The organism is Achromobacter sp. EG18, from assembly GCF_059759395.1.
Genome location: NZ_CM186213.1, coordinates 6,352,625 through 6,365,894 on the forward strand (window position 1 = coordinate 6,352,625; position 13,270 = coordinate 6,365,894).

Here is a 13,270-nt window from a genome sequence, read left to right on the forward strand (position 1 = left end):
CGAAGAGGAGCCAGCATGCCGTCGTTCGTGACCCATACCGTACTCAACCAGGTCCCGCCCCTGGAAGACTATTCGCTGTTCGAGACCGACCCGGCGTTGCGCGAGGCGACGGTCCGCGAGGGCGCTGGCGCCTGGCTCGGCGACCTCGGCGCGCATGGGGCCTGGCTCGGCCGCGCCCAGACCCTGGCCGCCGGCGTCGACGCCAACCGCTATCCGCCGCGGCTGCAGGCCTATGACCGGACCGGCCATCGCATCGACCATGTCGATTTCCATCCCGCCTGGCAATTGTTGATGAGCGGCATCGTGGCGCGCGGCCTGCACAGCCGCGCCTGGGCCCAGCCGGTGCCGGGGGCGCAGGTGGCGCGGGCGGCGGCCTACCTGATGCAGGGCCAGGTCGAGGCCGGCACGCTGTGTCCCACCACCATGACCTTTGCCGCCGTGCCTCTGCTGCAACGCGAGCCGGCGGGCGTGATCGACTACACCGGCGATTGGCTGCCCGCGCTCTATTCGCGCGAATTCGACGGCGCCGACGCGCCGCTGGCCGGCAAGCGCGGCGCGCTGATCGGCATGGGCCTGACCGAGAAGCAGGGCGGCTCCGACCTGCGCGCGGTCACGACGCGCGCCGCGCCGCTGGGCGCGATCGGGCGCGGTTGCGCCTATTTGCTGGTGGGCCACAAATGGTTCTTCTCGGTGCCGCAGGCCGACGCCCATCTGGTGCTGGCGCAGACCGACGAGGGCCTTGGCTGCTTTCTGGTGCCGCGCTGGATTCCGGAAGGCCCGCGCAACGCGGTCCGCATCCGGCGCCTGAAGGACAAGCTGGGCAATCACAGCAATGCCAGCGCCGAGGTCGAGTTCGAGGACGCGTGGGGCGTCATGGTCGGCGAACCCGGGCGCGGCCTGGCGGTGCTGCTGGAGATGGCCGCCACCACCCGCCTCGATTGCGTGCTGGGCAGCGCCGCGTTGCTGCGCCAGGCCCTGGTGCAGTCGCTGCACCATGCCTGCCACCGCCAGGCTTTCGGCAAGCCGTTGCTGGCGCAGCCGCTGATGCGCAATGTGCTGGGCGACCTCGCGCTGGAGTCGGAGGCCGCCCAGGCGCTGGCGCTGCGCCTGGCGCGCGCGGTGGACGAGCGTGGCGACGCCGGCGCGCGCGCGTTGGCGCGGGTCGGCACGCCCGCCGCCAAGCTGTGGGTCTGCAAGCGCGCGATCGCGGCGGTGGCCGAATGCATGGAGGCCTGGGGCGGCAACGGTTACGTCGAGGAGGGACCGATGCCGCGGCTGTATCGCGAAACGCCGGTCAATTCCATCTGGGAAGGGTCCGGCAATGTCATGGCGCTGGATGTGCTGCGTGCCTTGCAGCGCGAGCCCGAGGCGCTGCCCGCGCTGGAAGGCGAGTTCGCCCCGGCCCTTGGCCAGTACCGCGAGTTCGATGCCGCGCTGGCGCGGTGGCGCGCCCTGTTGGCGGACCCGGCGCAGGCGGAGTTCCAGGCCAGGCGCATCGCCTGCGGCCTGGCGTGCCTGTGGCAGGCGGCGCTGCTGATCCGGCACGCGCCGGGGCCGGTGGCGCAGGGGTTCGTCGGCAGCCGCCTGGCGGGTGTGGGCGGAGTGTTCGGCGAACTGGCGGGGGGCCTGGACGTCGGGACGATCCTGGCGCGGGCCTGGCCGGCGGCGGCCGCATGCTAAATTTCCCGGCTTCAACCACCTTTATTCCGCATCGCCATGCTCTCCCAGCAAGAACTCAAGCAGCAAGCCGCCGACGCCGCCCTGGAACTCGTTGAACAGGTCGCCGGCCCCGACGTCATCATCGGCGTCGGCACCGGCTCCACGGCCGATCTCTTCATCGACGGCCTGGCGCGTTTCAAGGGTCGGATCGGCGGCACGGTCGCCAGCTCCGAGCGCAGCGCCGCGCGGCTGGCCGGCCATGGCCTGAAAGTGCTGGACCTGAACGACGTCACGTCGATGCCGATCTACGTCGATGGCGCCGACGAGATCGACGCCAACCTGCACATGATCAAGGGCGGCGGCGGCGCGCAGACGCGCGAGAAGATCGTCGCCTCGGTGGCCGACCGCTTCGTCTGCATCGTCGACGAGTCCAAGCTGGTCGAGGTCATGGGCAAGTTCCCGCTGCCGATCGAAGTCATTCCGATGGCGCGCGAGTCGGTGGCCCGCGCCATGACGGCCATGGGCGGCCAGCCGCGCCTGCGCGAGGGCTTCGTGACCGACAACGGCAACATCATCCTGGACGTGGCCGGCCTGTCGATCACCGATGCGCCCGGCCTGGAAGCCCGCGTCAACAATCTGCCCGGCGTGGTCACCTGCGGCCTGTTCGCGATCGCCGGCGCCGACGTGGCGCTGCTGGCCACGCAGAACGGCATCCGCCGCCTGGACCGCCGCGCCTGAGTGGGCATGGCCGGCCGCCCTTGCGGGCGGTCCGGCCGCGATTCATAATCCTGTCACACTTGGGTCATAACCTTGCGGGTTGTGCAGGCCCACACACGAAACGCTTTCTTATCGGGGCAATGCAATGAGATCAACCACGCAGGGAGCCCGGATGACGGAGCATACAAACAAGCAGTTCGACGCTGACCTGGAAAGCGTCCGTTCGCAATTCTTGCAAATGGGCGGCGTGGTCGAAGCCATGATCCAGGAGGCCATCGATGCGCTGGCCAGTGGCGATCTGACGCTGGTTGAGAAAGTGCGCGAGCGCGAGAAAGAAGTCAATCGCCACGAAGTGGAGATCGACGAAAGCATCAGCCGCATCCTCGCCCGCCACCAGCCCACCGCGATCGACCTGCGCATGCTGATGGCCGTGTCCAAGATGCTGACGGACATGGAGCGCTCCGGCGACGAGGCCGAGAAGGTGGCCACCGTGGCCCGCCGCATCCACGAGTCCGAAGTCCGCCACATCCCGGTGATCGAACTGCGCCACATGGCCGCCAACGTGCGCACCATGCTGCACCAGGCGCTGGACGCCTTCGCCCGCCTCGACCCCATCCTGGCCGCCGCCGTGGTGCGCAGCGACAAGGAAGTGGACAAGGAATGGAAGGGCGCGTTGCGCCACCTGATCACCTACATGATCGAAGACCCGCGCACCATCTCGCGCGCCATCGACATGATCTTCATCGCCCGCGCCCTCGAACGCATCGGCGACCATGCCAAGAACATGTCCGAGCGCGTGATCTACATGGTCAAGGGCGCGGATGTGCGCCACACCGGCGTCAAGAACACCGAGCGCCTGGCGCGCGGCGAAGAGGATACCCCCGGGCAGGACGACTGATCGCCGCGGCGGCCGCGCCGCCCGTCCTGCCGGGAGGCAACAGAAAAAGCCCCACGCTCCGCCGCTGCGCGGGTCGCTGCCCCCGAGGGGGCGTTTTTGCCTTGGGGCGGCCCGGCGGCAAAAAACCCCAGGCGCCACGGCGCGCTGGGGTTTTTTTACGTGTCCGGCTGCCTACAGCGGCAACTCGGCGCCCTGGCACAGGCGCGGGTCCGGTACGCCCGACTTGCCGGCGTTGATGCGCCCGGCCAGCCGCCGGCCGAAGGCCGGCAGGCCCTGGGCGCTGACGTCCAGGTCGTACCAGCCTTCGCAACCGGCGTATTTCAGTTCCAGCGCGCCGCCGGCCTGCACATGGGCCATGGCGCGCCAACCGTCGCCCATGCGTGATTCGATCTGCACCGGCAGGTGGGTGTCGCCGTGGTTGATGAGGCGCAGGCGAATGCCGGAGGTCACCGGCACCAGCTGCGTTTCCAACAGGCCGGCATCCCGGGTGTCGCCGCGGAACCTGCGGTGGAAGCCGTCCGGACCCAGCAGCCACAGGTCATAGGCGCCTTCGGCGTCGAGACGCCAGCCGTCATCCAGCCGCGCGCCGGCACCGACGGTATAGCGGCGCGGGGCGCGCTCCAGCGCCCGGCGGTCGTAGACGTGCAGCACCGCGCCCGCCGTGCCCGGGTTGCGGAAGGTCAGGCGGTAGTGTTCGCCGTCGGCGGTCATGCGGCCCACGGCCTCCAGGGCATAGGGCAGGGCGCAGGTGTGGCGCGCGCTGTCGGCGTGCAGCGTGGCCCGGTCGCCGGCGAAATCGAAGGCCGAGGTCAGGTCGCCGGCCACGGCGCGGCGCCAGGCGCTGATGTTGGGCTCGGCCACGCCGAAGCGGGCCTCCAGGAAACGGATCACAGAGGTGTGGTCGAACACTTGCGAATTGACCCAGCCGCCGCGGCTCCACGGCGACACCACCAGCATCGGCACGCGCGGCCCCATGCCGAAGCCGCGGCCATGCAGGGCGGCGGGGTCGTCCGGGGTGGCGGCGCTGGGGCCGTGGCGGGTGTCGTGGTATTCGCCATCCAGCTCCACCGTCGACAAGCCGCCCGAGCGGCCGTCGGTCTCGCGCGCGGGCGGCGCGGGCGGTGGCATATGGTCGAAAAAGCAATCGTTCTCGTCGTAGGTGACGAGGAGTACACAGCCGCTCCAGACGGCGGGGTTGCGCGTCAGGATCTCGAGCACGCGTTCGGTGTAGGCGCCGCCCTGGCGCGGCGACGAGACCTCGGGATGTTCGGAGTCGGCGGCGGGAGCGATGATCCAGGAGACCTGCGGCAGCGTGCCCTGTTCCACGTCATGCGCCAGGTCGTCCAGGGTGTGGGTGGACAGGCCCCGGTCGCGTAGCGGCGCGTCGGCGCCGCCGGCCTCGTGCTGGCGCCGGTACTGGCGGAAGCCGGCGAGCGGGTTGTCGTGGAAGTTGTCCGCCATGTCCTGGTAGATGCGCCAGTCGATGCCGGCGGCCTGCAGGCGTTCAGGATAGGTGGTCCACCCGTAGCCCTGGTCGGCCGGGCCGAGCCGGTCGAAGGTGTTGACCAACGCCGGTCCGCCAGCGCGTCCCAGCGGGTCATTGGTGCCGGTCCACAGGAACAGGCGGTTCGGATTGGTGCCGGCCTGGACCGAGCAGTGGTAGGCATCGCACAGTGTGAAGGCATTGGCCAACGCCGTCTGGAACGGCACTTCGGCGGGGCGGTAGGCACCCATGCCCAGGCGGCGCTTGGCGGCCAGCCATTGGTCCATGCGGCCGTCGTTCCAGGCGCGCTGGGCGTCGTCCCAGGTATGCGGAGTGATGTAGCCCACGGGCGTGTCGCTGGCGTACTCACCTTGCAGCGCATAGGGGCGGACTCGCTCGGCGCCGTCGGCTTGTGTCAGGACATCGCCGGCCGGGGTGGGCACCGGATGCGGATCGGCAAAGCCGCGCACGCCGGGCAGGCTGCCGAAATAGTGGTCGAAGGACCGGTTTTCCTGCATCAGGATGACGACGTGCCGCACGTCGTGGAGCGTGCCGTGCTTGCGGTCGGGGGCCACCGCCAGCGCACGCCGGATGGCCGGGGGCAGGTCGGAGGAAGAGGCGGAACTCGGATCTTCTTTCATGACAGCGTTAATACGGCCAGCAATAATGGAATCTTAAGCCAGCCACGGGCATGGCCGGATCGACCGGCCAGAAGCACGAAGCCCCTCGCGGACGAGGGGCTTCGCAGGAGGGGTCGCGCGCGCGGCGTGGCGCGATCAGGCCGAGGGCGGAACGTAGCCCTGGGCTTCGACGCTGCCGTCCTCGAACAGGAAGCGTTCCATCTGCTGCTGCAGGTACTTGCGGGCGCGGGCGTCGGCCAGGTTCAGGCGGTTTTCATTGACCAGGCGGGTCTGCACCTGCTTCCACTCTTCCCAAGCTTCCTTGGAAATGCTTTGCCAGATGCGGGTGCCGAGTTCGCCGGGGTAGGGCGGAAAATCCAGCCCTTCGGCTTCACGCTTCAATTTCACACAGTTGACGGTACGGGCCATGGTTCGCTGCCGGAAAGAATGGGTAATGCGCCATTTTAGCGGGCTTGGCGCCGGAAGGCCGCCAAGCCCCTGCGGACACTGCGGTTAGGCCTCGGGGGCCAGCCCGGGGCGGGGCCGCGTCACAGCTTCTTGATGAACACCAGGCTGTTGCGCGAGCGGTTGTAGTTGTTCTGCTTTTCGCGCGGCAGGTCGGCGATGCCGCCCTGCACGAAGCCGCGCTTCATGAACCAGTGCGAGGTGCGCGTGGTCAGCACGAACAGCCGCTTGGCGCCGCTGGCGCGGGCGCGCGATTCCATGTGGCGCAGCAGGATCTCGCCCTCGCCGGACCCCTGCCATTCGGGGTGCACGATCAGGCAGGCCATCTCGGCCATGTGATCCTCGGGGAAGTTGTGCAGCGTGGCGCAGCCGTAGATCACGCCGTCGTGCTCGAGCACGGTGAAGTTCTCGACGTCGCGCTCGATCACGCTGCGCGGGCGCGGCACCAGCGTGCCGTCGGCTTCCAGCGGCTCGATCAGGCTGAGGATGGCGCCAACGTCATCGAGCGTGGCCGGGCGCAGGTCGTCCAGCGTGTCCTCTACCACCATGGTGCCGACGCCATCGTGAGTGAAGATCTCCAGCAGCACGCTGCCGTCCAGCGCGAACGGCACCAGGTGGGCGCGGGCCACGCCGCGCTTGACCGCCAGCGACGCGTATTGCAGGTAGGCGCCGGTTTCCTCGTCCAGCGAGCCGCCCGCCAGCAGCGCGTCGGCGTCGATCCGGGCCAGTTCGGTGTCGACCGAGCCGTCGTCATTGAGCACGCCCTGGCCGCTGGACAGGAAGATCAGCTTTTCAGCGCGCAGCGCCACGGCCACGCTGGTGGCCAGGTCTTCCATGGCCAGGTTGAAGGCGTCGCCGGTGGGCGAGAAGCCCAGCGGCGACAGCAGCACTACCGACGAACCCTTTTCGATGGCGAACTTGAGCGCGTCGACGTCGATCTTGCGCACCTGGCCGGTGTGCTTGTAGTCCACGCCGTCCAGCACGCCGGTGGGGCGGGCGGTGACGAAGTTGCCCGAAATGACGCGGATGTGCGCGTGCGACATCGGCGTGTTGGGCAGGCCCTGGCTGAAGGCGGCCTCGATGTCCAGGCGGATCTCGCCGGCGGCTTCCTTGGCGCATTCCAGCGCGGCCGCGTCGGTGGGCGCCAGGCCGCGGTCGAACTGTTGGGTGAAGCCCTTCAGGCGCAGTTGTTCGTTGACCTGGGGGCGCGAGCCATGCACCAGCACCAGGCGGATGCCCAGCGACGACAGCAGCGACAGGTCCTGCACCAGCGCGTTCAGCGCCCCGGCCTGCACCAATTCACCGCCAAACGCCACCACGAAGGTCTTGCCTCGGAACGCATGCACGTAGGGCGCGACGTCTCGGAACCATCGGACGAACTGGGCAGGGGCGAATTCGGGGGCTTCAAGGGCGGAGACGGTGTCTGGTTCCAGGTCGGGCATGATGGGTGGGGCGATTCCTGAGAGTGGCAACAACGCGGCCCAGGGGCCGCGTCAACGCGCCGTCATGGGACGGCGTGGCGAAATTATATGACCGGCGGCCGTTTATATAATAGGCAGCTAACCGGACAAATCGTACATGCCAGAATCTTCCCGCCCGCGGCCGCCCGTGCCGGCCGACGGGCCGACCCGGGGCCCCCGCAAGCCGCGTGCCGATGCCGCGGCCCCGGCGGCCCGCCAGGCGCCCCGCCCCGAGCGGCCCATTCCCTCCGTGACCTACCCCGAAGACCTGCCCGTCAGCGCGCGGCGCCAGGAAATCGCGCGCGCCATCGCCGGCCATCAGGTGGTCATCGTCAGCGGCGAGACCGGCTCGGGCAAGACCACCCAATTGCCCAAGATCTGCCTGGAACTGGGCCGCGGCCGCCAGAAGATGATCGGCCACACCCAGCCGCGGCGGCTGGCCGCCACCTCGGTGGCCAAGCGCATCGCCGAGGAACTGAACACGCCGATGGGCGAGGTGGTGGGCTACCAGGTGCGTTTCAACGACCGCACCGGCCCCAATGCGTCGATCAAGCTGATGACCGACGGCATCCTGCTGGCCGAGTCGCAGCGCGACCCGCTCCTGCGCCGCTACGACACCATCATCATCGACGAGGCGCACGAACGCAGCCTGAACATCGACTTCCTGCTGGGCTATCTCAAGCAGCTGCTGCCGCGCCGTCCCGACCTGAAAGTCATCATCACCTCGGCCACCATCGACGCCGAGCGCTTCGCCCGCCATTTCGCTGCGTCCGAGGACAAGCCGGCGCCGGTGATCGAGGTCTCGGGCCGGTTGTATCCGGTCGAGGTGCGCTACCGTCCGGTGCGCGAGGAAGCCGCCGAGGACGAGGCCGCGCCCGCCAGGCCTGGCCGCGACCGCGAGCGCATGTCGGGCGACGAGGAACGCGACCTGATCGACGCCATCGTCGACGCGGTCGACGAATGCGCCCGCCACGGCCCCGGCGACGTGCTGGTGTTCCTGCCGGGCGAGCGCGAGATCCGCGAATCGGCCGAAGCGCTGCGCAAGCGCCACCCGGCCGGCACCGAGGTACTGCCGCTGTACGCGCGCCTGTCGCAGGCCGAGCAGGAACAGATCTTCCATCCGCGCGGCAACGCGCGCCGCATCGTGCTGGCCACCAACGTGGCCGAAACCTCGCTGACGGTGCCCGGCATCCGCTTCGTGGTCGACAGCGGCCTGGCGCGGGTCAAGCGCTATTCGTGGCGCAACAAGGTCGAGCAGCTGCGCATCGAACCGGTCAGCCGCGCCTCGGCCAACCAGCGCGCCGGCCGTTGCGGCCGGGTCGGCCCCGGTGTCTGCATCCGCCTCTACGACGAAGTCGACTTCAACGCCCGCGCCGCCTTCACCGACCCCGAGGTGCTGCGTTCCTCGCTGGCGTCCGTGATCCTGCGCATGAAGTCGCTCAAGCTGGACGACATCGAGCAGTTCCCGTTCGTCGAGGCCCCGCCCGGGCGCGCGGTGGCCGACGGCTACCACCTGCTGCAGGAACTGGGCGCGATCGAACTGGCGGCCGCCGATGATGGCGACGACGCCAGCCGCACCGGCGCCTCGTTCGTCCTGACCCAGACCGGCCACGAACTGGCCAAGCTGCCGGTGGACCCGCGCATCGGCCGCATGATCCTGGCCGCGCGCGAGCACCAGTGCCTGGCGGAAATGCTGATCATCGCTTCGGCGCTGTCGGTGCAGGACGCGCGCGACCGGCCCATGCAGGAACGCGAGGCGGCCGAAGCCGCGCACGCCAAGTTCGCCGACGACAAGTCCGAATTCATCTCCTTCCTCAAGCTGTGGCGCTGGTACGGCGAGCAGGTGCAGCACAAGGCCTCGCAGCGCAAGCTGGTGGGCCTGCTGCGGCAGAACTTCCTGTCGCCCATCCGGCTGCGCGAATGGCACGACGTCCACACCCAGCTGGCCGCCCTGGTGGGCGAGCAGGGCTGGCGCGTCAACCAGGTCGAGGCCACCTACGAACAGCTGCACATGGCGCTGCTGTCGGGCCTGTTGGGCAACATCGGCTTCAAGAGCGACGAGGGCGGCCATTACCAGGGCGCCCGCGAGATCCGCTTCCACATCCATCCGGGCTCGCGCCTGGTGAAGAAGGCCGGCCGCTGGATCGTCGCCGCCGAACTGGTCGAGACCACCCGCCTGTATGCGCGCTGCGTGGCGCGCATCGATCCGGTCTGGCTGGAAAAGGTCGGCGCCCATTTGATCCGCAAGAACTGGTCGGACCCGCGCTGGGAAAAGAAGGCCGGCCAGGTGGTGGCCAACGAACGCGCCACGCTCTATGGCCTGACCATCTACAGCGGCCGCCGCATCCAGTACGGCCGGGTCCATCCGCGCGAGGCGCGCGAACTGTTCATCCGCCAGGCGCTGGTGCCGGGCGAGATCGACACGCGCCTGGCCTTCGTGGCCCACAACCGCAAGCTGATCGCCGGCATCGAGAAACTTGAGCATCAGACCCGCCGCCCCGACATCCTGGTCGATGACGAGCTGATCTACGCCTTCTATGACCGCCAGCTGCCGGCCGACATCTCGCAGACCGCGACGCTTGAAAAGTGGGTCAACGGCCTCGACAAGGCCGAAGCCGCCAAGCTGCTGCTGACGCGCGACGAACTGATGCGGCACGAGGCCGCCGGCGTCACCACCGACGTCTTCCCCAAGAAGGTGGAGTGGCAGGGCGTGTCGATGGCGCTCGATTACCACTTCGAGCCTGGCTCGCCGCGCGACGGCGTGACGCTGGCGGTGCCGCTGTTCGCCCTGAACCAGATCGATCCGGCGCGCTGCGAATGGCTGGTGCCCGGCATGCTCAAGGAGAAGGTGCACCTGCTGCTCAAGTCGCTGCCGCAGAAGCTGCGCCGCCACTGTGTGCCGCTGCCCGACTACGCCGCCGGCTTCTACGACCGCTGGTTCGAGCGCCTGGGCGACCCGCAGACCGGCCTGGTGGACGCCCTGATCGCCGACATGTGGGACCAGGTGCAGGTGCGCCCGGCCGCCGCCGACTTCAAGCTCGAGACGCTGCCGGCGCACCTGTTCATGAACTTCCGCGTGGTCGACGAGCACGGCCGCATGCTGGCCGCCGGCCGCAACCTCGCGCAGTTGCGCGCCGAGTTCGGCAAGCAGGCCCAGGCCACCTTCCAGCAGTTGGCCGCCAGCGACACCCAGGTGGCGCAGGCGCTGGCGCACGAGAACCTGACCGCCTGGACCTTCGGCCCGCTGCCGGAGATCATGGAGATCAAGCGCCGCGGCCAGTCGGTCATCGGTTACCCGGCGCTGGTCGACCGCGGCGCGCATTGCGACCTGGACGTGTTCGACGACCCGGACGAGGCCCGCAAGGCGCACCGCGCCGGCCTGCTCAAGCTGTTCCGGCTGGGCCTGCGCGAGCAGGTCAAGTTCCTGGAAAAGAACCTGGCCGACCTGACCAGGATCAGCATGCTCTACATGACGCTGGGCACGCAGGAAGAACTGCGCGACCAGATCATCGACTGCGCCCTGGGCCAGGCCTGCCTGGCCGAGCCCTGGCCGGTCAACGAGCAGCAGTTCGAGGCGCGCCGGGCCGAGGGCAAGGGCCGGCTGGGCCTGCTGGCGCAGGAAGTGGCGCGCCTGGCGGGCACGATCCTGACCGAATACGCGGCCCTGCAGCGCAAGCTGCCGCAGGCCAAGCCGCACGCCGCGGCCTATGCCGACCTGCAGCAGCAGCTGGGGGCGCTGATGCCCAAGTGGTTCATCCGCGACACCCCTTACCCCCAGCTGTCGCATTTCCCGCGCTACCTGAAGGCGGCGGTGGCGCGCATCGACAAGCTGCGCGCCGATCCGGGCCGCGATGCCAAGCTGGTGGCCGAGATGGCCCCGCTCGTGACCCAGTACCAGCGGGCCCGCTCGGCCCTGAAGGGGGCGCCCGACCCGCGCCTGGACGAGTTCCGCTGGTTGCTGGAGGAGCTGCGGGTAGCCCTGTTCGCGCAGGAATTGCGCACGCCGATGCCGGTGTCGGTCAAGCGCCTGATGAAAAGCTGGGAATCCCTGCAGCGCTGATCTTGCTGGTTCAGGCGAGGCCGGCGCGGCCCCGTCAACCGAGGAATACGGGGCGGCGCGAGCCGTCCCGTATTACCGCCAGATTTCAGTCGTTTTCTGTTCAGTGACGCGTCATCTGGTTATGCTTCAATGCGCGGGCCTTCACCCCCGCTCCCTGGAGCATTGCCGACATGTTCGAGCTCTTCAGCACCCGGACGCGCCCGTCCGCGTCGTCCCGCTCCTCGCCCAATCGCTGGGACTGGGCGCTCCTGCCCCTGGTGCTGGGGGTGCTGGCCGCCATGGCCTATGGCGCCTCGCAGATGAGCCGCCCCTTCGCCGTCGGCGAAGAACTGCCGATCTCGCTGGATCCGATCTACCTGCCGTACTACCTGCTGCGCACCATCCTGCGGATGTTCACGGCGCTGGCCTTTTCGCTGCTGTTCAGCTTCGTTTTCGCGGCCATCGCGGCCAAGTTCCGCACCGCCGAAAAAGCCATGATCCCGATGCTGGACATCCTGCAATCGGTGCCCATCCTGGGTTTCCAGGCCATCGCCATCGCGCCCTTCATCGCGCTGTTTCCCGGCAACCTGCTGGGCGTGGAGTGCGCGGCGATCTTCGCCATCTTCACCTCGCAGGCCTGGAACATGGCGTTCAGCCTGTACCAGTCGATGCGCACCGTGCCGGCCGAGCTGAACGAGGCCGCGCGGGTGTTCCGGCTGTCCGGCTGGCAGCGTTTCTGGCGCCTGGAGCTGCCGTACGCCACCCCGGGCCTGTTGTGGAACATGATGATGTCCATGTCCGGCGGCTGGTTCTTCCTGGTGGCGGCCGAGGCCATCTCGGTGGCCGGGCAGGACATCAAGCTGCCCGGCATCGGCTCGTACATCGCGGTGGCCATCGACGCCGAAAACGGCCGCGCCATCGCCTGGGCCATCGGCGCCATGATGGCCGGCATCCTGCTCTACGACCAGTTGTTCTTCCGCCCGCTGCTGGCTTGGGCCGACAAGTTCCGCTTCGAGGAATCGCAGGCCGACGTGGCGCAACAGTCCTGGTTGCTGGACTGGACCCGCCGCAGCCGCTGGATGCAGGCCCTGTCGAACATGTTCTGGGCGCGGATGCGGCGCGCGCTGGGCTGGTTCAGCGTGCCCTACGACGGCACCTCGATCCGCGCCCGCGCCAAGGCGCCGGACCCGCGCTGGACCCGCATCTGGGATTCGCTGCTGGCCGCGGCCGCGCTGCTGGCGACCTACAAGCTGGTCGTGTTCGTGCACCAGGAAGTGGGCTGGGGCGAGGTGCTGCACGTGGTCGGCCTGGGCGGCATCACCCTGGCGCGGGTGATGGTGCTGATCGGACTTGCGTCGCTGATCTGGGTGCCGATCGCGGTCTGGATCGGCCTGCGGCCCCGGTATTCGCAACGGGTGCAGGCGGTGGCGCAGTTCCTGGCGGCGTTCCCGGTCAACCTGCTGTTTCCGGCCGTGGTGTTTGTGATGGTGGCGTTCAAGCTCAATCCGAACATCTGGCTCAGCCCGCTGATCATCTTCGGCACCCAGTGGTACATCCTGTTCAACGTGGTGGCGGGCGCCTCGACCATTCCCAATGAATTGCGCCTGGCGGCCGGCAACCTGGGCCTGAAGGGCTGGCTGCTGTGGCGCCGGGTCTACCTGCCGGCGGTGTTTCCCAGTTTCATCACCGGCGCCATCACCGCCAGCGGCGGCTCCTGGAACGCCAGCATCGTGGCCGAGTACGTGTCCTGGGGCAATACCTCGCTGGTGGCCGACGGCCTGGGCAGTTACATCAAGCAGATGACCGAGCAGGGCGATTTCCACCGCATCGCGCTCGGCATTGGCGTCATGAGCATTTTCGTCATGCTGCTGAACCGGTTTTTCTGGCGCAAACTGTATTTGCTGGCCGAAGACCGCGGCCGGTAGGAGT

Annotated in this window: 8 protein-coding genes; 5 read left to right on the forward strand and 3 right to left on the reverse strand. The window is 68.8% G+C overall.

Features of this window, described 5'->3' with window-relative positions:
• Window positions 1–15: 15 nt before the first annotated feature.
• The 3 genes from AC6CR5_RS29300 to phoU all read left to right on the forward strand — a co-directional run bounded on the left by AC6CR5_RS29300 (window position 16) and on the right by phoU (window position 3,274).
• Entirely contained in the window at window positions 16–1,680 is a 1,665-nt protein-coding gene (locus tag AC6CR5_RS29300) for an isovaleryl-CoA dehydrogenase (RefSeq protein ID WP_498085134.1), read from the forward strand.
• 36 nt (window positions 1,681–1,716) lie between these two features.
• Window positions 1,717–2,397 carry a ribose-5-phosphate isomerase RpiA gene (gene rpiA / locus AC6CR5_RS29305; protein ID WP_024068305.1) on the forward strand — a complete coding sequence of 227 codons (681 nt, stop codon included), beginning with the start codon at window positions 1,717–1,719 and terminating at the stop codon, window positions 2,395–2,397.
• A gap of 151 nt (window positions 2,398–2,548) precedes the next feature.
• Window positions 2,549–3,274 (forward strand): phosphate signaling complex protein PhoU, encoded by a 726-nt coding sequence (gene phoU / locus AC6CR5_RS29310; protein ID WP_006384047.1) that lies wholly within the window; start codon window positions 2,549–2,551, stop codon window positions 3,272–3,274.
• Window positions 3,275–3,445: 171 nt separating this feature from the next.
• On the opposite strand, the gene AC6CR5_RS29315 is transcribed toward phoU, so the two are convergent.
• The 3 genes from AC6CR5_RS29315 to argA form a co-directional block, all read right to left on the reverse strand.
• The gene (locus tag AC6CR5_RS29315; RefSeq protein WP_060720999.1) at window positions 3,446–5,398 is read right to left on the reverse strand and encodes a phosphocholine-specific phospholipase C; all 1,953 of its coding nucleotides are present in this window, start codon (window positions 5,396–5,398) and stop codon (window positions 3,446–3,448) included.
• Between the two features lie 135 nt (window positions 5,399–5,533).
• Window positions 5,534–5,806 (reverse strand): oxidative damage protection protein, encoded by a 273-nt coding sequence (locus tag AC6CR5_RS29320; RefSeq protein ID WP_006384045.1) that lies wholly within the window; start codon window positions 5,804–5,806, stop codon window positions 5,534–5,536.
• A gap of 119 nt (window positions 5,807–5,925) precedes the next feature.
• A complete protein-coding gene (gene argA, locus AC6CR5_RS29325; protein WP_060720998.1) occupies window positions 5,926–7,284 on the reverse strand; it encodes an amino-acid N-acetyltransferase in 1,359 nt (452 codons plus the stop codon).
• 136 nt (window positions 7,285–7,420) lie between these two features.
• On the opposite strand from argA, the gene hrpA reads away from it, so the two are divergent.
• Together hrpA and AC6CR5_RS29335 are read left to right on the forward strand one after the other, a co-directional pair.
• Window positions 7,421–11,362, forward strand: coding sequence for an ATP-dependent RNA helicase HrpA (gene hrpA, locus AC6CR5_RS29330; RefSeq protein ID WP_498085135.1), 3,942 nt, complete (start codon window positions 7,421–7,423; stop codon window positions 11,360–11,362).
• 170 nt (window positions 11,363–11,532) lie between these two features.
• Window positions 11,533–13,266, forward strand: a complete 1,734-nt coding sequence (locus AC6CR5_RS29335; RefSeq protein WP_006384042.1) for an ABC transporter permease — start codon at window positions 11,533–11,535, stop codon at window positions 13,264–13,266.
• The last annotated feature ends 4 nt before the right edge of the window (window positions 13,267–13,270 follow it).